Origin of the sequence: Grimontia hollisae CIP 101886 (genome assembly GCF_000176515.1) — a bacterium.
Lineage (GTDB): Bacteria > Pseudomonadota > Gammaproteobacteria > Enterobacterales > Vibrionaceae > Enterovibrio > Enterovibrio hollisae.
The window spans coordinates 57,356-76,635 of sequence record NZ_ADAQ01000008.1; the positions used below are offsets into that span (position 1 = coordinate 57,356).

Genomic DNA, 19,280 nt, shown 5'->3' on the forward strand with positions numbered 1-19,280 from the left:
GCTCATGTAAGACAATGATAAAATTAAAGTTATTGAGTCATTACTCTCGGAGTAACAAAGATGAGCAGTTCCCGTTTGCCAGTGGTTTCATAGTTTCGTCTAAAGAGCTGCCCCAGCCCGGGAATATCCCCCAATAACGGGATCTTATCGACGCCTTCCATCATTTCATGTTGATAGATACCACCGAGTACCACCGTTTCTCCGTCATTGACCAGCACCTGGGTACCGATGCGTTGGGTATTGATGGCCATTGCCTCACCGGTTCCGGCTTTTACCGTGCCCGCGGGTTTATCCTGGGTTACCTGAAGATCCAGCACCAGCTTATTGTCCGGGGTGATTTGCGGTGTCACCGACAGGCTCAATACCGCTTTTTTGAATGACACTGCCGCCGCGCCACTGGAAGAGGCTTCCAGGTACGGCAGCTCAGTGCCCTGCTCAATGTAGGCTGGGCGCTTGTTGGTGGTCAGGAGGCGGGGGCTGGAAATAATCTCAGCACGTGATTCCGCTTGTAGCGCAGAAAGCTCTAAATCCAGCAGCAGGTCCTTACCAAGATTGGCGACAGAAAATGCGATACTGGTGGCATTCGGACTAATAGCCCCTAAGTTCACATTCAAAAGGTCATCCAGCATCAGCTCATCAGGTTCATTGTCCGCACCAACGTCAATTCGATCTGAGTGCTGCCAGTTACCTTCAATTGACCCACCCATGGTGAAATTACCATTTTGGCTGTTCAATCCCCAACGCACCCCAATTTCATCCAGTGTGCCTTCATCCACTGTTACAATGCGCGCTTCAATTTCTACCTGATCGACCGGAATATCCAGGGAATCAATCAGCGATTTCACCACCTCGATATTGTCAGACAGGTCTTTGATCACCAGCGAGTTAGTCCGTGGGTCAACGGCGATACTGCCGCGCTCTGACAGCAGGCTGATCCCCCCCTCTTCGGCATCACTGCCACCCAGCATCTCTTTAAGGTCAACCGCATTGGCATACTTAATCTGGATAACTTCCGAGCGCAGCGACGCAAGCTCTCGTGCCTGACGGCGTTTTTCCAGAACCAGACGCTCTTGCTCATCAAGCTCGATTTTAGGGGCCACCAACAAGATGTTACCCGTCTGGCGTTTATCCAGTCCTTTCACATTGAGAATAGTATCCAGGGCTTTTTGCCAGGGCACATCATCAAGGCGCAGTGTCAGGCTGCCCTGAACGGTGTCGGAGACCACCAGATTAAAGCCATTGTGTTCGGCGACCATCTGCAGTACAGAACGGACAGGGATATCCTGGAAATTAATGGAAATATTCTTATTACGTTTGCCTTTTTTCGGGCTGGTATTCCTGCTGGATGGTAAAGAGGCGTAGGGAAAAACTTCTACCGTCAGGACGTTGTTGGTCTGGTAATAGTCATAGCCAAAGTGACCGGATGTGGTAACTAACAGCTCAACATCGTCTTCTATGGGTTTAACCGCCAGGTTTTTTGTGCCTTTCCCGACATCCCTGAGGCTTCTGACACCAACGAGGTTATCCTCTACCGACGTGCCTTTAAGGCTGATAGCAAGGCCAGTGTCCGTTTTATTAAAATTGGTCACTACCGACTTGTCTTCTAACGTCAGGGTTAACAGGGTTTTACCGTTTTCCCCATCTGTGACATCAATTTGTTGCAATTGGTTCTCCGCCAGTGCCCATGGTGCGGCAAAGATAGCTGCAGCTACCCATCCGGCCATGGCCAGCTTCTGGCGTTGGCATCCTTTCCTCAGGCTTTTCATTGCTTACCCTTTTGATTGTTATTCAGTGCCAATCTGACGTTGCGAACCTGCCAGCAACCCAAACCGTCAGGAAGGTGTTCTGTAATTGATAACGTGTGTTGACTGATGCTGTCGACCCGTCCACGGTTGTTCCCTAATACCCGTCCAAGCCCCACCCGATGGATGGTATCGTCCGGCGCAGCAACCAGTGCCCAATAGCTGCCAGGCAAACCGATAACACCTTTGAATTCGAGTGAAGACAGCTCATAACTCTCTAGAGGATCTTTTAGCGGTAAGCCATCCGGCTGCCAGCAGTCCCCTTTCACCAGCTTCTCTTCTTCTGTGGCGGACGGTAGGACAAAGGGGTCGGTATCCACGCCCGGAGAGAAAGGAACCGGGAAATATGTCGGCTCTGGCGGCAAAGGGGTCGCCGTGACTTTTGCCGATGCGTAGGTTTTGACGATAAAACGTTCCAGGTCGTCGTTTCTTCCGTCAGACATACAGGCAGTCAGCAACAGGGTGCCAGCAGCCATGAAAATCACTCTCATGGTGTCGCCTCCGGCTGGTTTTCATAACGGTAGGTATGGGCGGTAACAGAAAAGCGCAGTTTTTCTCTCTGTTCACTTTCGCGGGAGAGCGTGAAGCCCTGCAAAGCAACAATCCTCGGCAACCTCGCAATCGCCGCAGAAAACTGCCCCATGCTGGCATACACACCGGTCAATTCGATATCCAAGGGCACCTGATACAACCAACCCACATGCTTTCCTGTCTTCCAGTTCAGTTTTTCAAAGCTGAGGTTGTATTGCAGGCCCGTATCGTTGATGCCAGCCAGCAACAGAGCAAGTTCATCTTCACCCGGTAACTGCTTCGTTAAATCGCTATAAAAACGCTGGAGTTCTTCAACCTGCTCATCCACATCTGGCAAGGCAGCAACCTGTTCAGCTTTGATGCGAAACTGAGTTCGTAACAGATTTTCTTCCTGTCTGGCAAGCTCCACGTCCTGCGTCGCGGGCAACACCACGAAAAAAAACGCCATCAACAACAGGACCGTCGCCAAGGCTATCAGGAGGATGTTTTGTGCCGTCTCCGGCCACTCGGGGATCTCATCGACCTCCCAATCGCGCCAATCAGCGGCCATTGTTGTTATCCTCCTCAGGCAATTCCAACGTCACGTAATCAGACAAGTAGAAGGTTGCCCGGAAATTTTTTGCGACCCGTGACGGGCTTCCTGCATTGTTGATGATCGAATGGATCTGGACGTGTTCAACGCCTGCATTTGACTCAAGCAGCGCTAACAGGCTGGCGAGTTTAGCATTGTCCCGACTACGGCCTTCAATCATGACGGAGCCCACCGTCATAGAAACCTTGTCCAGTACCACACCATCTGGGATAACCTGAGGCAGGAGGTTAAACAGTAAGGTGGCATTATTACGCTGCTTTTGCAGTGAGTTCACCAGAGTAAGGCGACGTTGGAGTTCATCGCGTTCGACTTCGCGCTTAGCAAATTCCCTCAGGGAAGTGTTCAACTGGTCAATTTCCTGCTGCAAACGGGCATTCCTTGCCTCTTGCTGTGTCAGCTGGTGATACACCACCCAACGCCCAGCGACCACTAACAGGCTGACCAGTACAAGCCCAAAGACAGCTTTGTTGAAAAAGCGCCGGCGCGTCGCCTGGCGCAGCATCTCTCGCCAGGGAAGGAGGTTGATACTAGAGCCCATCCATCACCCCCCTGAGCGCCAGTCCAATCGACGTCGACCAAGCTGCAGCGGGCTCGTCCAAACGTTCAACCAGTGAGGGGGAATAGCTCAATCCCTGCAAGGGGTTCAGCGCCCGGACTTTCCAGCCAAGCGCCTCCTCCAGCGCAAATACATCCAGCTTTTTTGCCCTATCGCCCGATAGCCACACAGTAGAAATCCGGGCCCCCTGGAGCTGGGTAGCAGCGAGCTGGTACTGGCGCTGGACCGTCTCGGCCAGCTGTTGGGTATACGGTGTCCTGTCGCCATCACCGTGTTCCTCCACGTCAACCGGTACAGGAATTTCACGGTAGAAGTGCCCGCCCTTGTTATCGTCCAGACAGATTTGCAGGCGTTCAGTGCCTACATCTACCATCAGTGACAACCCGTTATCAGGCTGAAAACGCTGATGCTGGTTATACAGACGCATCAGGGCATGGGTTTGCAGTTCGATCACTGTCAGCTTGTAGCCGACCGCATCGAGTGCGGACAAGATCTCTTTGAGCATTGGCTTACGGCAGGCATAGGCCTCTACCCCATCGCTGCCCGGCAGAGGGCGGTAGTCGTACAGCAGGTCGTCCATCGGCAATCCCAGGCTTTCACTGAGTTGCAGGCCAACCTGCACATATTGCTCATTTTCCGTAATATCCGGCGAGGTAGGAAAACGTTTGGTGGCCACATTGCTTTGTGCCACCCCCATGATTTGCCGGACAGGCCATTGCCAGGGAGCCCTGCAAGCTTTACGCAGCTGTTTTTTTACAGTGTTGAGGGCTTCCTCAAGGGACATACTGTGACGGGAAGCAACAACGAGTGCCTGCAGCCTTAACGTCTTCCCGCGTTTCTGGATCATGGCTGCCCTCACGCATTGCGTGCCGACATCGATTCCCATAGCCGAAGTACTACCAAACATTTGAAATGCCACCTTCTAAAAAGTCAGCATCAAGTAACTTTTTTGAAAGTTCTCTCAGCAGATTCGTTATTTTTTGCTCAGTTCTCTTTATACTACGGACACTATTGGTTTGAACGACTCGACTGAAAACTTACGGGAAATATCAAGTGAAGTTCATTAAGCGACTGCTTATTCTTGCAATAATTTGCATATTACTTGGAGTGGGTACAATTTTTGGGTTTTATCTCTATGTAAAACCGGAATTGCCAGATGTTGCCACCCTCAAGGATGTTGAACTGCAAACCCCGATGCAGGTATACAGCGCCGACGGTAAACTGATTTCCCAGTTTGGTGAAAAACGCCGTATCCCAGTCATTTATAAAGACATCCCACAGGATCTCATTGATGCGCTTATCGCCACCGAGGACAGTCGTTTCTACGATCACCCAGGTATTGACCCTATCGGTATTACCCGTGCGGCTATCGTGGTGGCAATGTCCGGCAGTGCCAAGCAGGGAGCGAGTACGATTACCCAGCAGCTGGCACGTAACTTCTTCCTTTCCAACGAGAAGAAGATCATGCGTAAAATCAAAGAGATTTTTATCGCTATCCACATCGAGCAACTGCTGACCAAGCAGGAAATCATGGAGCTGTACGTTAACAAGATTTTCCTGGGTTACCGTTCTTATGGTTTTGGCGCAGCAGCGCGGGTTTATTTCGGCAAAGACCTCAATGATCTGACTCTGAGTGAAATCGCGACCCTGGCCGGTATGCCCAAAGCCCCCTCAACCATGAACCCAATTTATTCATTGGAACGTGCAACCCATCGCCGCAACGTGGTGCTGAAGCGTATGCTCGATGAAAGTTACATTACCCGCTCTGAATATGAACAGGCGAGAAATGAGCCGATTATCGCCCGCTACCACGGCGCAGAAATCGAAATCGACGCGCCCTATATTGCAGAGATGGCACGCGCCTGGGCTGTAGAAAAATACGGTGAAGATGTCTACGAGTCAGGCATCAAAATCTACACTACGGTTGACTCACGCCTGCAACAGGCTGCGGAAAACGCTGCGTTAAACAACCTGCTGGCATATGACGAGCGCCATGGCTACCGCGGCGCTGTCGCTACCCTTTGGAAGGCTGGTACGGCCCCCTGGGATGCAGAAAAGATTGCAGAACACCTGAATAAACAACCGACGTATGGCTGGCTCAACCCAGCCGTCGTGATGGCAGTGGCAGGTAAAACCGCACAAGTGATAATGCAAAGCGGGGAAACGGTTACCCTGCCTTGGAATGGCCTGAAGTGGGCACGCCGTTACAAAACGGATAACCGCCAGGGCACAGCACCAAAACAGGCAGCCGACATCCTGACTGCCGGTGAACAAATATGGGTTCGCCAGGTGGGTAACGAATGGCATTTAAGTCAGGTACCGGATGCAAACACTGCCATGGTTGCGATGTCGCCGGAAAACGGCGCTATCAAGGCACTGGTTGGTGGCTTTAACTTTGTCCACAGCAAGTTTAACCGCGCCACCCAATCCGTACGCCAGGTTGGTTCGGCTATTAAGCCATTCATTTATTCCGCAGCCTTGGATCAGGGCATGACGCTGGCCACCCTGATTAACGATGCCCCCATCAACAAATGGGACTCCAGTCAGGGGACTGCATGGCGTCCGAAAAACTCGCCACCGACGTATAGCGGTCCAACCCGCGTTCGCATCGGTCTGGCTCAGTCAAAAAACGTCATGGCCGTTCGCGTGCTACGTAAAGTAGGTCTGGATGAAACCATTGACTTCCTGACCCGCTTTGGCTTTAAACATGACGACCTGCCACGCTCTGAAACACTGGCGCTCGGGGCAGGCAGCCTGACACCAATGGAAGTGGCGCAGGGCTTCAGTGTGTTCGCCAATGGCGGCTACTACCTCAAACCTTACTATATCAGCAAGGTGGAAGATCCGTTTGGTGAATTGCTGTTTACGGCCAAACCACAATCCATCTGCCATGAAAACTGTGGCAACATGCGCTCCCAGCTAGACGCTGACAACCTGATGGAAGAAGAAAACCTGCTTGAGCAAACGGCAGCAATGGAAAACGAACCGGCATATGCCCCCCAGGTGATCAGCGAGCAAAACGCTTTTCTGGTGCGTGAGATGCTGGAAGCCAACATCTGGGGCGGTGGTGACTGGGCGCAGGGAACAGGTTGGAACGGCACTGGCTGGCGCGCCCAAAAGCCACTGAACCGACGTGATATTGGCGGCAAAACCGGTACCACCAATGATTCAAAAGATGCCTGGTACAGCGGTTTTGCACCGGGGCTGGTGGCCACCGTCTGGGTTGGCTTTGACGACCACTCACGGACACTTGGACGCACCTCACACAACGCAAATCTGGACAATACTCAGGTTTCCGGTGCGGAAGCCGGCGCAAAGACGGCCCAGCCCGCCTGGATAGACTTTATGGTCGATGCCCTGGTTGACGTCCCGGAGCAACGTAAGGTGATCCCGTCAGATATTGTGAAAGTGCGCATCGACCGTGACACCGGCCTGCTGACCCGCAGCAATGACAGCAGCTCGCTGTTTGAGTACTTCGAGAAAGGCACCGAGCCGACCGAGTACGTGTCTTCTGCTGCCACCAACGGCAATATTTATGAATCAGAAGGTGAGGAGCTGTTCTAACGCTTTCATCAAAGACAACAAAGGCGCCAACCGGCGCCTTTGTTGTCTCTGTTTTAGCTGACCGGATTGCAAACTCCGGTCATGGTCTCAGAGATCACACCAGCCAGCTTCTCATAGCGGGCGCGCAGCGGTGAACCCGGGCGGTAAGCTAAAATGACCAGCCGCTGTGGCTCAGGATCAACCGCTTTGACATACACAACACCATCACGATGCATACTCTCCGGCACAGACAATTTCGGCAGCAAGGTGATACCGGTTTGTGCTGCAACCATGTTTCTCAGGGTTTCCAGACTGGTTGCACGAAAACGTGCGTCTTCCTTGGCACCGGCGGCAAAGCAAAACCCCATCGCCTGATCGCGAAGGCAATGACCATCAGCCAACATCAGTAACGTCTCTCCCTGCAGATTGGGCATTGGCACTTCTTTCTCATTGACCCATTTATGGCCTTCAGGCAACGCCAGCAACATAGGTTCAAGATAAAGCGGGATTTCCTTGAAGTGTTCTGTCTCTTTCACTGACGCCAGAATGATGCAATCCAACCTCCCTTCATCCAACTGCTGTACCAATTGTTGGGTCTGGGCCTCATGCAGGAAAAGCTCAAGCTCCGGGAATGCTTTTTTTACAACAGGCACGATGTGTGGCAACAAATAAGGGCCAACCGTTGGAATAAAACCCACATGCAGTGGACCGGCCATCTCCTCCCCCTGCTGACTTGCCATCTCTTCAAGCACCCTGACTTCCATCAGGATCTTCTGCGCCTGGCGAACCAGTTGCATCCCCGCATCCGTAAACAGCACTTTGCGGCTGGTACGTTCCAGCAATACCACACCCAGCTCATCCTCCAATTTGCGGATTTGGCCGCTTAATGTTGGCTGGCTAACAAAACAGGCTTCCGCTGCTTTTCTGAAATGCTGGTGCTCAGACAGCGCTACCAGGTATTCGAGATCGCGAATATTCACACCACACCTCTTGATAGTTTTCACTTATTAAAATGATAAACCCAATCAATTAGAACTATCCACCCCTTTCCCCCTAATATACACACATCAACCGGGAAATCCGGGCTAACAAATTGAAATAAAACATATTTAAAAGGTAATACAATGGAGTTTATGAACAAAGAAGGCCAAAAAGTACCAAGCGTGACATTCCCAACCCGCCAGGGTGATCAATGGGTAAACGTGACGACCGACGAGCTGTTTGCCGGTAAAACGGTAGTGGTATTCAGCTTGCCAGGTGCTTTCACCCCAACATGTTCCTCAACACACCTGCCACGCTATAACGAGCTGTATCCGGTGTTTAAAGAACAGGGTGTTGACGACATTCTTTGTATCTCTGTGAACGATACATTTGTGATGAACGCATGGAAAGCCGATCAAAAAGCAGACAACATCACCTTCATCCCAGACGGCAACGCAGCATTCACCCGCGGCATGGGAATGGCCGTTGCCAAAGATGACCTAGGTTTCGGTGAGCGTTCATGGCGTTACAGCATGCTGGTAAAAGACGGCGTGATCGAAAAGATGTTCATTGAACCTAACGAGCCAGGCGACCCGTTTAAGGTGTCTGACGCCGACACTATGCTGAACTACATCGCACCGGATCATAAGCTGCAAGAATCAATTACGGTATTCAGCAAACCAGGTTGTCCTTTCTGTGCCAAGGCAAAACAACTGCTTATCGACAACAAGCTACAATTTGAAGAAATTGTGCTGGGTCAAGATGCGACCACGGTGAGCCTGCGTGCAGTCAGCGGCCGTGCAACCGTGCCTCAGGTATTCATTGGCGGTAAACATATCGGTGGCAGCGACGAGCTGGAAGCGTACTTCGCATAACACCGACAGGGGCAGCGCAAGCTGCCCTGCCTTTTCAAAACGACATTAACGCTTATCACTGGAATGACCCGGAGAAAAACATGAACACCTTGAATGTAGATGTTGCCATTATCGGTGGAGGCACGGCAGGCCTTGGTGCATACCGTGCAGCCAAAGCCCATACCGACAGTGTTGTGATCATTGAAGGCGGCCCTTACGGCACCACCTGTGCACGCGTGGGATGTATGCCATCCAAACTGCTGATTGCCGCCGCAGAAGCAGTGCACCACATTAAGAAAGCGCCGGGTTTTGGAATACATCCTCAAGGTGACATCAACATCAACGGCCGGGAAGTGATGGATCGCGTCAAGCGCGAGCGTGACCGCTTCGTTGGCTTTGTTCTTGAAGGTGTCGACGAGATCCCCGCAGAAGACAAAATTGCCGGTTACGCAAAATTCGTCAATGACAACACGCTGTTGGTCGATGACCACACCCGCATTGAAGCGAAACGCATCGTGATCGCGACTGGCTCACGTCCAACCTGGCCTGCCCCCTGGAACGAGCTGGGCGATCGCCTGGTCGTCAACGACGACGTGTTTGAGTGGGATGACCTGCCAGAATCTGTCGCTGTTTTTGGCCCGGGCGTCATCGGCCTTGAGCTTGGCCAGTCACTGCACCGCCTTGGCGTGAAAGTGAACGTATTCGGGGTCGGCGGTCAGGTGGGCCCACTGACAGACCCAGCGGTAATGGCCTATGCCAACAACGCGTTTAACGAAGAGTTTTATCTCGACGCTGACGCCAACATCGAAGAGATGGTGCGCGAAGGCGATAAGGTTCATATCCGCTACCTCGACAAACAAGGCAAGCAACAACAGATTCAGGTCGACTATGTGCTGGCAGCTACCGGTCGTCGCCCAAACATCGACAAGCTGGATATCGAAAACACCGGCATGGTACTGGATGCGCGAGGTGTGCCAACGGCTGACCCCTACACCATGCAAACCAGCGTGCCGACGATTTTCATCGCCGGGGATGCCAGCAACCAAATCCCTCTGCTGCACGAAGCGGCGGATCAGGGTCGTATTGCTGGTGACAACGCAGGTCGTTTCCCGGATATCCGTGCCGGGTTGCGCCGCAGCAAAATCGCTGCCGTGTTCTCCGACCCGCAAATCGCCATGGTGGGAGAAACCTACAAGGAAATCACTGAACGCCTCGGTAAATGTGGCTGTTTTGAAACCGGTGTGGTGTCATTTGAAAATCAGGGCCGCTCACGGGTGATGCTGCGCAACAAAGGCGTGCTACACGTTTACGGCGAACAAGGCACTGGCCGTTTCCTTGGTGCAGAGATGATAGGCCCGAATGCGGAGCACCTCGCACACCTGTTGGCCTGGGCACACCAGAACCAGATGACCATTTCGCAGATGCTGGATATGCCTTTCTATCACCCTGTGATTGAAGAAGGTGTCCGTACTGCCCTGCGAGACCTGAATGCCAAACTGCACTTAGGTCCTGAAATGATTAAACATTGCCTGGATTGCGGTCCTGGCTGTTAAAAGACTCAAGCGACAACCAGAAACCTGAGCAAAGTCATCCCCTTACTTGCATAACTTGCACGTTCACAAAACTCCCCCAAGAGTTTGTGCTTTGCCCTCCTTTGACGGAGGGCTTTTTTCTTTGTAGGCTGCAACCTGTTGATAAATTTAGGCCAGTTATCCATGAGTTGCCGTTTCTGCCAAGATGCCTCGTTAACGATTCGTGCCAAGCTCGGACGCTGTAAGCGCTGCATGATCCAGCTTGCTGTAATGAACCTGGTTCTGTGGCCAATTTGGTTTGTCGGCTTCCGTGACACCCCAACCTCGATTGAATCGATCGCTTTGCTGTTTGGCGCCGGTGCCAGCGCCCTGCTGCTGACGTTGCACCTGATACTTGCCCCGTTTCGCAGGGACAAATCCAAGATGTAAAAAAACCGGCCTGAGCCGGTTTTTGAATCCGAGTAACCACATCCCTTTACGCCACATTGGCTTTGGCAATCAGTCTGTCCTGATCGAATGTAAACTCCAGTGCCACTTCATCACAGGCATGCAGGCGCGGACAAAGCTCGCAATCTTTCATCACCTTCTCAGGTAACAGGGATTTAGAGGTTGGAATAAAACCCAGTCGCATAAAAAACTCCGGCACCCGTGTTAACACGAACACTTTCTTGATCGCCATACTATCGGCTTTTTTCAGCAGATGCTGCACAATCGCACTGCCCTGTCCCTGATGCTGCCAACCGGCCTCCACCCCCAACGAACGCACTTCCGCAAGCCCGGAGTCATAAACATACAGTGAGGCACAGCCGGTCACTTCCCCCTGATGTTCCGCGACCGCAAAGGAGCCAATATCGCGCACCAGTTCATTGCGCTCACGCGGCAGGTTTTCACCCAGCCCTGCCCAGTAGGCCACCATGCCTTCAATCGCATCAAGGTCGGTCAGGCGTGCACCGCGCACTTTGACGCTGGGCGAGTAGCGTTTTTCAAGACGCTTCTCTGCCTGGCTGATGGCGTATTCCACCTGATTCGGTGCCACCCCACCCAGCGCACAACGCTTCTCAAGGCAGGAATCTATCGTCAGGACAGGATACACATCGTCATCGATCACTGGCGAGAACTGCTTCATCTCCTCAAGGGAGAGCTCTTCCAGCGCGCAGCCTTTTTCAATCGCCGCGACCACAGCAACACCGACAATATGGTGGGCCTCACGGAATGGTATGCCCTTGGCAACCAGATAATCCGCCAGCTCAGTGGCGTTGGAATACCCCTGCATTGCCGCTTCCAGCGTACGTTCTTTGTTGATTTTGATGCCATCAAAACAAAGCGCTGCCATCTCAATGCAATCAAACCAGGTGTCGAGTGCGTCAAACAGCCCTTCCTTGTCTTCCTGCATGTCTTTGTTGTACGCAAGTGGCAGCGCTTTCACTGTCATCATCATCGCAGACATCGCGCCATAGACACGGCCGGTTTTACCCCGGATAAGCTCCAGCGCATCCGGGTTTTTCTTCTGTGGCATCAGCGAAGAGCCCGACGTTACGGCATCCGCCAGCTCAACAAAGTTGGACTCACCCGAGTTGTAGAAAATAAGGTCTTCCGCCATACGCGACAGGTGCAACATAGACACCGACGCCACCGACATCAGCTCCATCACGTGGTCACGGTCAGAGACCGAATCCAGACTGTTGCGGGTCGCACGGCGAAAGCCCAGGCTATGGGCTAAGGCTTCACGGTCAATGGGATACGCTGTGCCTGCCAAGGCGCCAGAACCCAGCGGGCAGGTATCCAGACGGTTCAGGGCATCATTGAGGCGCGAGTAGTCACGTTCAAACATCTCTACGTAAGCCAGACACCAGTGGGCAAAGGTGACTGGCTGGGCACGTTGAAGATGGGTATAGCCCGGCAGCACCGTGTTCTGGTTTTCTGCCGCCACTTTCACCAACTGGTTTTGCAGTTTATCGAGGGCAAGGAGAAGTTGCTGACCCTGCTGCCGACACCAAAGCTTAAGGTCAGTCGCGACCTGATCATTCCGGGAACGACCGGTGTGCAGCTTTTTACCCAGATCGCCGACTTTGGCAATCAGTTGCTGCTCCACCCAGCTGTGAATGTCTTCCGCATCCGAGCGCAGGATTTGCTCGGGGTCTTCCATTACCGCCAGCTTGATTTCGTTCAGCGCCAGCTCAAGGCGTTGTTGCTCCATCTCAGACAACACACCCACTGAACGCAGTGCCTTTGACCAGGCAATCGACCCGACGATGTCCTGCTCCGCGAGGCGATAGTCAAAACGCAACGAATCGTTGAACTGCTTGAACCGCATGTCTGCTGCCTGACTAAATCTTCCGCCCCATAGCGCCATATTGACTTCTCCTTAAAACCCGGTTGCTTCCAGCTGTCTATTTATGTTTCTTTTCGTTCAGCGCACGAATGCGGCTCGACAGCGAGTAGAGGCGGATAAAGCCACCAGCATGGCTGTGATCGTATACGTCATCTTCACCAAATGTGGCGAATTCTTCTGAATACAGGCTGTTGAGCGAGCGCTTCTGCACTACTGTAGCCTGTCCTTTATACAGTTTCACTACCACTTCACCACTCACAGGCTCTGCCAGTGACTCAGCAGCGGCCAACAATGCCTTACACAGCGGGGTGAACCAACGTCCATCGTAGATCAGGTGCGACGCTTTCAGGCCAATTTCTTCGCGATATTCGAAGCAGTCTTTATCCAGCACCAACTGCTCAACGCCACGCAAGGCTTCCATCATGATAGTGCCCCCCGGGGTTTCATAGCAGCCGCGGGATTTCATGCCAACCAGACGGTTTTCAACGATGTCGATACGGCCAACGCCATGACGCGCCCCTTTTTCGTTGAGTGTCGTCAGCACCTGATACGGACTCATCCGCTCGCCGTCCACCGCAACCACTTCGCCTTTTTCCACCAGTAGGGACACTGTTTCCGGTTGGTCCGGTGCCTGCTCAGGGTCAACCGTCCATACCCAGCACAGATCGTTTGGCGCATTCCAGGTATCTTCCAGTACCCCACCTTCGGTGGAAATATGCCAGGCATTGGCATCACGGCTGTAGATTTTCTCAAGGCTTGCCGTACAGGGAATGTTACGCTCCGCCAGATAATCCAGCAGGGCTTCACGTGAACGCAGGTTCCACTCACGCCAGGGGGCTATCACTTTCAGTTGGGGTGCCAGTGCGGCAAACGCACTTTCAAAACGTACCTGATCATTACCTTTACCGGTACAACCGTGACACAGTGCATCTGCACCCACTTCCAGTGCACATTCCACCTGCGCTTTGGCGATGATAGGACGCGCCATAGACGTGCCCAGCAGGTATTTACCTTCATAAACGGCGCCGGTTTTCAGGCTTGGGTAAATGTAGTCGGCAACCATCTCTTCTTTCAGATCAGCGATGTAGCACGCTGATGCGCCGGATGCGATGGCTTTCTCTTCAATGCCGACCAGCTCTTCTTCGCCCTGACCCACATCGGCAACGAAGGCCACCACTTCACAGTCATAGTTTTCTTTCAGCCATGGAATGATCGCAGACGTATCCAGACCGCCAGAGTATGCAAGTACTACCTTTTTGATATCGCTCATTTTAACTTCTCCTTGTTGACCGCTCTGACGGTCAGTACAGGCGGTAACGACTAATAAACTCTGTGTTGATTAAACCGTGAAACAGGTGCCGATATTGCGGCCGCCAAACAGGTCAGCCAGTTTATCGGGATAACGCCAGCTCGCGATCTGGATAGGACGACCCAGTGCGTTTGCCGCCTCAAACGCCGCTTTCACTTTGACGATCATGCCGTCGGTGATCACGCCGCTTTCAATTAATTCGCCTGCGGATTTCTCATCCAGCGTCGGCATCAGCTTGCCTTTGCCATTGAGTACACCGCTGACATCTGACAACAAAACCAGCTCAGCATCCAGCGCCGCCGCAACGGCAACGGCAGCCTGATCGGCATTGACATTCATCAGTTCGCCTTCTGCATCAATGCCGATAGAGCTGATGATGGGCACCGCACCTGCGGCAAGAATGGCTTGCAGCACAGTGGAATCACCGGGTGTTGCCTTGCCAACATTCCCCAGTTCAGGGTCAAGTTGGGTCACCTGGCAAAGGCCACCGTCGGCCAGACTCAGCCCCACGGCGTTTATGCCGCATTTAATCGCTTCACCCTGAAGTAACTTATTTGCAGTACCGGCCAGTGCGCCGGCCACCACATTGATGTGATCTTTTGGGGTGACACGCAAACCCTGCTTTTTCTCTACCTTGAGGTTCAGCGCTTTCATCAGATCATCCACCAGATAGCCCCCGCCATGGACAATCACCAGTTCACGGTGCGCCGCTGTCTGATATTGGTTAATAGCCGCGAAAAGCTTATCCAGCGTTTCTGTACAGGACAGGGCCGCACCACCCAGTTTCACTACCAATGGACGTAAACTCATTGCCGCTCTCCTAAACAATCGCCGTCATCGGCGAGAAGCCAAACCGAATGTTTATGCATTGCATCGCCTGACTCGCAGCCCCTTTGAGCAGGTTATCAATCGCAGAGGTCAGGATCAGGTGCTGCCCTTTGACTGACCAGCCAATATCGCAAAAGCCTGTGTTCTGTACTGACTGAAGTTTGGCACTTTGACCAGCCCCCAGCGGGCGCACCAAAGGCTGGTTTTGATAGGCATTTTCAAGCGCTTCCGTCACCTGTGTTTCACTGACGCCGTCTGCCAGTTTCACCGTGATGGTGGCAAGGATCCCGCGCTTAAAGTTCCCCAGATGCGGCGTGAAAATCACCTCACAGCCAAGGTGGGTTGAAATTTCAGGTTGGTGACGGTGGGTAAACACCCCGTAAGCATGCAGACCCACTTCGCAAAAACTGTTGGTCATCGACGCTTTGCGGCCAGCCCCAGACACACCGCTGACAGCATTGATCACTGGCCACTGCCGGGTATCGACAAGCCCAGCATCGAGCAGTGGTTTCAACGCCAGCTGGGACGCGGTCGGGTAGCAACCGGGCACTGCAACCAGATCTGCCGTGGCAATGGCGTCACTGTTCCACTCTGCAAGACCGTAAACGGCTTTTTCCAGCCAGTCGCCGTGCTGGTGGGTAAAGCCGTAGTAATCGGTATAAAAGCTGTCAGACTGGACACGGAATGCACCCGATAAATCAAAAACTTTACACCCCGCAGCCAGAAACAGCGGCGCAATGTCATGGCTGACTTCGTGCGCTGTAGCCAGCAACACCACATCGGCCTCGTCCGCGACTGCCGCAATATCGTTTAAAGGTTGCAGTGGCAGATCAACCAAGCCTTTTAACGTACCATGCAACTCGCTGATGGCTTTGTGCGCATCGGCACTGTTTTCAGACACATACAGACCTGACAATGCAAGCTCAGGGTGAAGGAATACCATTTTGGTCAGTTCGGCACCGGTGTAGCCACTGGCACCAACGATCACTGTCTTTAGCATGAAAAATCCGTTTAATTTTTTGGGTTGAATGATGACACATTCAGCTCGCTCAGCTGCGGGAGGGGCAAGGATGCCCAACGTGGTTTAACGTCGGCGTCGTCGCTGGAGAGTGGGGATCGTGAACCTATCCATATTCGTATCGTACCTTTTTAGCATCGTACCTTTTCGCTGCTTCCATGAGCTAATTTCTGGCGAGTTATGATTGTTTATTCTATCAAAGTGAATTTATATGTGATTTTTAACGTTATAACTGACTGATGTCAACACCCTGTTTAAAATAATATCACCGCTCTGCGACGGGCAGCGGCTTTCTCATCGATCCGGTTGTTTGCATGTAATTTTGTTACAATCCTTTCCATACTTTTTGTCTGGTTAAGGGATAGGTAAAAAAGCAGCAAAATAGTGCCGGGAATAATTGACCTCGATGCCACTCATTGGCTAGATTGGGCCATTAGGATTGCAACTAGGATGTAACAAAGTTACGAAATGGAAGCCTTATGAATGAAAAGTACGACGCCCTGAAAAGCAACGTCAGCATGCTCGGACACCTGTTGGGCAATACCATTAAAGATGCCCATGGCGAAGCATTGCTGGCCAAGGTAGAAGAAATCCGCCAACTGTCTAAATCGGCTTCCGCAGGCAATAAAGAAGATCACGCAAAGTTGATCGATGTACTGCAAAACCTGCCAAACGACCAGTTACTGCCGGTAGCACGTGCGTTCAGCCAGTTTCTTAATCTCACCAACATCGCAGAGCAATACCATTCCGTTTCGCGCCACTGTGCAGAGCAGGTGTGCAACCCAGATACCCTTGACGATCTGTTTATACGCCTGAAACACGCAGACGTGTCAGACAACGAGCGTGACAACGCGGTTGACGATCTGAAAATTGAGCTTGTACTGACTGCCCACCCGACCGAAATCGCGCGCCGTACTACTATTCATAAACTGGTCCAGATCAATAAATGTCTGTCGAAGCTTGAGCTGGGCGATCTCTCTTCGGGCGAACGAGCTAAAACCGAGCTCCGCCTCGAACAATTGATTGCCCAAGCCTGGCACTCTGATGTGATCCGCAAACAACGCCCCACCCCGCTGGATGAAGCCAAGTGGGGATATGCGGTGATTGAAAACAGCCTTTGGCAAGCGGTACCAGAGTTCCTGCGCCAGTTTGACCAGAAGATGAAAAACCACCTGGGTCGAGGCCTTGGCGTAGACGCTTCCCCTATCCAAATTTCAAGTTGGATGGGCGGCGACCGCGACGGTAACCCGTTTGTCACCGCCGATGTCACCCATGAAGTCCTGCTGCTGTCACGCTGGAAAGCCGCCGACCTTTACCTTGGTGACATCCAGGAGTTGATTAGCGAGCTATCCATGACCCGTTGTAATGATGTGGTTCGGGCAATGGCCGGTGACCAGCACGAACCGTACCGTGCGATCCTTAAATCGCTGCGCCAGACGCTAACCAACACACTGAAATACCTGGACGAGAAAATCCATGGCCGCCGCAGTGATGAAAAAGATATCCTGACCCATATCGACCAACTCTGGACGCCATTGCACGCCTGTTACCAATCGCTGCATGAATGTGGCATGGGCATCATCGCAGACGGCCTGTTGCTCGATACCCTGCGCCGTATCCGCACCTTTGGGGTGAACCTCATCAAGCTGGATATCCGCCAGGAAAGCACCCGTCACGCTGATGTGCTGTCTGAAGTCACCCGCACACTCGGTATGGGCGACTACAGCCAGTGGAGCGAGCAGGACAAACAGGCTTTCCTTATCCGCGAGCTGAGCTCGAAACGTCCCCTGCTTCCACGTGACTGGGAGCCGTCTGACGAGGTGCAGGAAGTACTCGATACCTGCCGCATTGTGGCACAGCAGCCACGGGAAGCTCTGGGGGCCTATGTGATCTCCATGGCGCGTACTGCCTCTGACGTGCTGGCCGTTCACCTGTTACTGAAAGAAGCAGGTTGCCCGTTCCGCATGGATGTGTGCCCGCTGTTTGAAACCCTGGACGATTTAAATAATGCCAAATCCGTGATCAAACAGCTGTTAAGCATCGACTGGTACCGCGGATTTATCCAGAACTTCCAGATGGTGATGATTGGTTATTCGGATTCCGCCAAAGATGCCGGAGTAATGGCGGCAGGCTGGGCACAATATAAAGCCATGGAGCAACTGGTTGAACTTTGCGAAAGCGCCGGTGTTGACCTGGTACTGTTCCATGGCCGTGGCGGCTCTATTGGCCGTGGCGGTGCACCGGCACATGCAGCTCTCCTGTCCCAGCCACCACGCAGCCTGAAAGGCGGCCTGCGTGTGACCGAACAAGGCGAAATGATCCGCTTCAAACTGGGTCTGCCGGATGTAGCGATTCAGAGCCTGAATCTTTATGCCAGCGCGATTTTGGAAGCCAATTTGCTGCCACCACCAGAACCGAAGCAGGAATGGCGCGATCTGATGGAAACCCTGAGTGAAGTCTCCTGCGAAGCATACCGGGATGTCGTGCGTGGTCACAAAGATTTCGTGCCCTATTTCCGTGCTGCCACGCCAGAGCTGGAGCTGGGTAAACTGCCTCTTGGGTCGCGCCCCTCTAAACGCAACCCGAATGGCGGCGTCGAGAGCCTGCGTGCGATCCCATGGATTTTTGCCTGGAGCCAGAACCGCCTGTTATTACCTGCTTGGCTGGGTGCCGGTCAGGCCATCCAGTTCTCTATCGACAAAGGTCACCTGAAGTCCCTGGAAGAAATGTGCCGTGAATGGCCGTTTTTCTCGACCCGTCTGGGCATGTTGGAAATGGTCTTTACTAAAACCAGCCCATCCATCTCCCGGTATTATGACGAGAAACTGGTGGACCCATCACTGTGGACGCTGGGCAAAGAGCTGCGTAAGCGCCTGGCGGAAGACATCAAAGCTGTACTGATGGTTGAAAATAACGCCCACCTGATGGAACAAAACCCCTGGGGGGCCGAATCTATCCGCCTGCGAAATATTTATGTTGAACCTCTCAACATGCTGCAAGCCGAACTTTTGTGCCGGACTCGTGCCACAAATGAGGGAAATACGGAACTTGATGAGGCACTGATGGTGACCATTGCAGGTATCGCAGCAGGGATGCGAAATACCGGATAATGAGAAAAATGTATCATTTATAAGAAAGGCTGCCATGTTGCAGCCTTTTTTATTTTTTGGACGTCTTTTTCGTTTGTTGTTGCATTGATAATGTTATTAATATGTTTTCTTGCCTGTTCTTAATGTTGTCATGACAAAGGTATAGGCAAAACACCGAAGTATAAATAATCGTTTAAGTGTATTCATTCAGCACGTTTTTCGCACCGCATTGTTCGGTGCATTGTTGGCAAGAAGTGCTGTGTGTATGACAACGAAAAACGTGTCGATCCGCCCATGTAGTGGAACAAATAAA

At 52.5% G+C, this 19,280-nt stretch carries 15 protein-coding genes; 5 read left to right on the forward strand and 10 right to left on the reverse strand.

Annotated features, from left to right (window positions below; genetic code table 11):
- Positions 1 to 29: 29 nt before the first annotated feature.
- From VHA_RS02155 to pilM, 5 genes are read right to left on the reverse strand one after another with little or no spacing between them, the layout of a single operon-like run.
- Entirely contained in the window at positions 30 to 1,766 is a 1,737-nt protein-coding gene (locus tag VHA_RS02155) for a type IV pilus secretin PilQ (protein ID WP_005501371.1), read from the reverse strand.
- Positions 1,763 to 2,293, reverse strand: a complete 531-nt coding sequence (locus VHA_RS02160; protein WP_005501373.1) for a pilus assembly protein PilP — start codon at positions 2,291 to 2,293, stop codon at positions 1,763 to 1,765. Before VHA_RS02160 ends, VHA_RS02155 begins: the two co-directional genes overlap by 4 nt.
- Complete coding sequence (locus VHA_RS02165) at positions 2,290 to 2,883, reverse strand: type IV pilus inner membrane component PilO (RefSeq protein ID WP_005501375.1); 594 nt, start codon at positions 2,881 to 2,883, stop codon at positions 2,290 to 2,292. Before VHA_RS02165 ends, VHA_RS02160 begins: the two co-directional genes overlap by 4 nt.
- Positions 2,873 to 3,463, reverse strand: coding sequence for a PilN domain-containing protein (locus VHA_RS02170; protein WP_040528021.1), 591 nt, complete (start codon positions 3,461 to 3,463; stop codon positions 2,873 to 2,875). Before VHA_RS02170 ends, VHA_RS02165 begins: the two co-directional genes overlap by 11 nt.
- Positions 3,453 to 4,388: a type IV pilus biogenesis protein PilM gene (gene pilM, locus VHA_RS02175; protein ID WP_040528023.1), complete on the reverse strand. Its 936-nt coding sequence runs from the start codon at positions 4,386 to 4,388 to the stop codon at positions 3,453 to 3,455. The genes VHA_RS02170 and pilM overlap by 11 nt, the downstream gene beginning before the upstream one ends.
- Before the next feature lie 146 nt (positions 4,389 to 4,534).
- Between pilM and VHA_RS02180 the strand changes: the two genes are divergently transcribed.
- On the forward strand, positions 4,535 to 7,045 hold the full coding sequence (locus VHA_RS02180) for a penicillin-binding protein 1A (RefSeq protein ID WP_040528025.1): 2,511 nt from the start codon (positions 4,535 to 4,537) through the stop codon (positions 7,043 to 7,045).
- Between the two features lie 53 nt (positions 7,046 to 7,098).
- Here VHA_RS02180 and oxyR read toward each other — a convergent pair whose 3' ends face one another.
- The gene (oxyR, locus tag VHA_RS02185) at positions 7,099 to 8,004 is read right to left on the reverse strand and encodes a DNA-binding transcriptional regulator OxyR (RefSeq protein WP_005501383.1); all 906 of its coding nucleotides are present in this window, start codon (positions 8,002 to 8,004) and stop codon (positions 7,099 to 7,101) included.
- A 144-nt stretch (positions 8,005 to 8,148) separates the two neighbouring features.
- Here oxyR and VHA_RS02190 point away from each other — a divergent pair, with 144 nt between their 5' ends.
- From VHA_RS02190 to VHA_RS02200, 3 genes are all read left to right on the forward strand, one after another.
- Positions 8,149 to 8,880 (forward strand): glutathione peroxidase, encoded by a 732-nt coding sequence (locus VHA_RS02190; protein WP_005501386.1) that lies wholly within the window; start codon positions 8,149 to 8,151, stop codon positions 8,878 to 8,880.
- An 80-nt stretch (positions 8,881 to 8,960) separates the two neighbouring features.
- The gene (locus VHA_RS02195) at positions 8,961 to 10,412 is read left to right on the forward strand and encodes a dihydrolipoyl dehydrogenase (protein WP_005501393.1); all 1,452 of its coding nucleotides are present in this window, start codon (positions 8,961 to 8,963) and stop codon (positions 10,410 to 10,412) included.
- Positions 10,413 to 10,574: 162 nt separating this feature from the next.
- Complete coding sequence (locus tag VHA_RS02200) at positions 10,575 to 10,820, forward strand: DUF3624 domain-containing protein (RefSeq protein WP_040528028.1); 246 nt, start codon at positions 10,575 to 10,577, stop codon at positions 10,818 to 10,820.
- 46 nt (positions 10,821 to 10,866) lie between these two features.
- Here the strand turns inward: VHA_RS02200 and argH are convergent, their stop codons facing one another.
- The 4 genes from argH to argC form a co-directional block, all read right to left on the reverse strand.
- Positions 10,867 to 12,744 (reverse strand): argininosuccinate lyase, encoded by a 1,878-nt coding sequence (argH, locus tag VHA_RS02205; protein ID WP_005501397.1) that lies wholly within the window; start codon positions 12,742 to 12,744, stop codon positions 10,867 to 10,869.
- Positions 12,745 to 12,781: 37 nt separating this feature from the next.
- Positions 12,782 to 13,993, reverse strand: a complete 1,212-nt coding sequence (locus tag VHA_RS02210; RefSeq protein WP_005501398.1) for an argininosuccinate synthase — start codon at positions 13,991 to 13,993, stop codon at positions 12,782 to 12,784.
- Positions 13,994 to 14,062: 69 nt separating this feature from the next.
- Complete coding sequence (gene argB / locus VHA_RS02215; RefSeq protein WP_005501400.1) at positions 14,063 to 14,842, reverse strand: acetylglutamate kinase; 780 nt, start codon at positions 14,840 to 14,842, stop codon at positions 14,063 to 14,065.
- A gap of 10 nt (positions 14,843 to 14,852) precedes the next feature.
- A complete protein-coding gene (argC, locus tag VHA_RS02220) occupies positions 14,853 to 15,860 on the reverse strand; it encodes an N-acetyl-gamma-glutamyl-phosphate reductase (protein WP_005501402.1) in 1,008 nt (335 codons plus the stop codon).
- A gap of 497 nt (positions 15,861 to 16,357) precedes the next feature.
- Between argC and ppc the strand changes: the two genes are divergently transcribed.
- Complete coding sequence (gene ppc / locus VHA_RS02225; protein ID WP_005501404.1) at positions 16,358 to 18,988, forward strand: phosphoenolpyruvate carboxylase; 2,631 nt, start codon at positions 16,358 to 16,360, stop codon at positions 18,986 to 18,988.
- Positions 18,989 to 19,280 lie beyond the last annotated feature (292 nt).

Excerpts from the sequence above, each read along its gene's own strand:
- VHA_RS02155 (WP_005501371.1), bottom strand. The coding sequence starts at position 1,766 with ATGAAAAGCCTGAGGAAAGGATGCCAACGCCAGAAGCTGGCCATGGCC.
- VHA_RS02160 (WP_005501373.1), bottom strand. The coding sequence starts at position 2,293 with ATGAGAGTGATTTTCATGGCTGCTGGCACCCTGTTGCTGACTGCCTGT.
- VHA_RS02165 (WP_005501375.1), bottom strand. The coding sequence starts at position 2,883 with ATGGCCGCTGATTGGCGCGATTGGGAGGTCGATGAGATCCCCGAGTGG.
- VHA_RS02170 (WP_040528021.1), bottom strand. The coding sequence starts at position 3,463 with ATGGGCTCTAGTATCAACCTCCTTCCCTGGCGAGAGATGCTGCGCCAG.
- pilM (WP_040528023.1), bottom strand. The coding sequence starts at position 4,388 with ATGTTTGGTAGTACTTCGGCTATGGGAATCGATGTCGGCACGCAATGC.
- VHA_RS02190 (WP_005501386.1), top strand. The coding sequence starts at position 8,149 with ATGGAGTTTATGAACAAAGAAGGCCAAAAAGTACCAAGCGTGACATTC.
- VHA_RS02195 (WP_005501393.1), top strand. The coding sequence starts at position 8,961 with ATGAACACCTTGAATGTAGATGTTGCCATTATCGGTGGAGGCACGGCA.
- VHA_RS02200 (WP_040528028.1), top strand. The coding sequence starts at position 10,575 with ATGAGTTGCCGTTTCTGCCAAGATGCCTCGTTAACGATTCGTGCCAAG.
- argH (WP_005501397.1), bottom strand. The coding sequence starts at position 12,744 with ATGGCGCTATGGGGCGGAAGATTTAGTCAGGCAGCAGACATGCGGTTC.
- VHA_RS02210 (WP_005501398.1), bottom strand. The coding sequence starts at position 13,993 with ATGAGCGATATCAAAAAGGTAGTACTTGCATACTCTGGCGGTCTGGAT.
- argB (WP_005501400.1), bottom strand. The coding sequence starts at position 14,842 with ATGAGTTTACGTCCATTGGTAGTGAAACTGGGTGGTGCGGCCCTGTCC.
- argC (WP_005501402.1), bottom strand. The coding sequence starts at position 15,860 with ATGCTAAAGACAGTGATCGTTGGTGCCAGTGGCTACACCGGTGCCGAA.
- ppc (WP_005501404.1), top strand. The coding sequence starts at position 16,358 with ATGAATGAAAAGTACGACGCCCTGAAAAGCAACGTCAGCATGCTCGGA.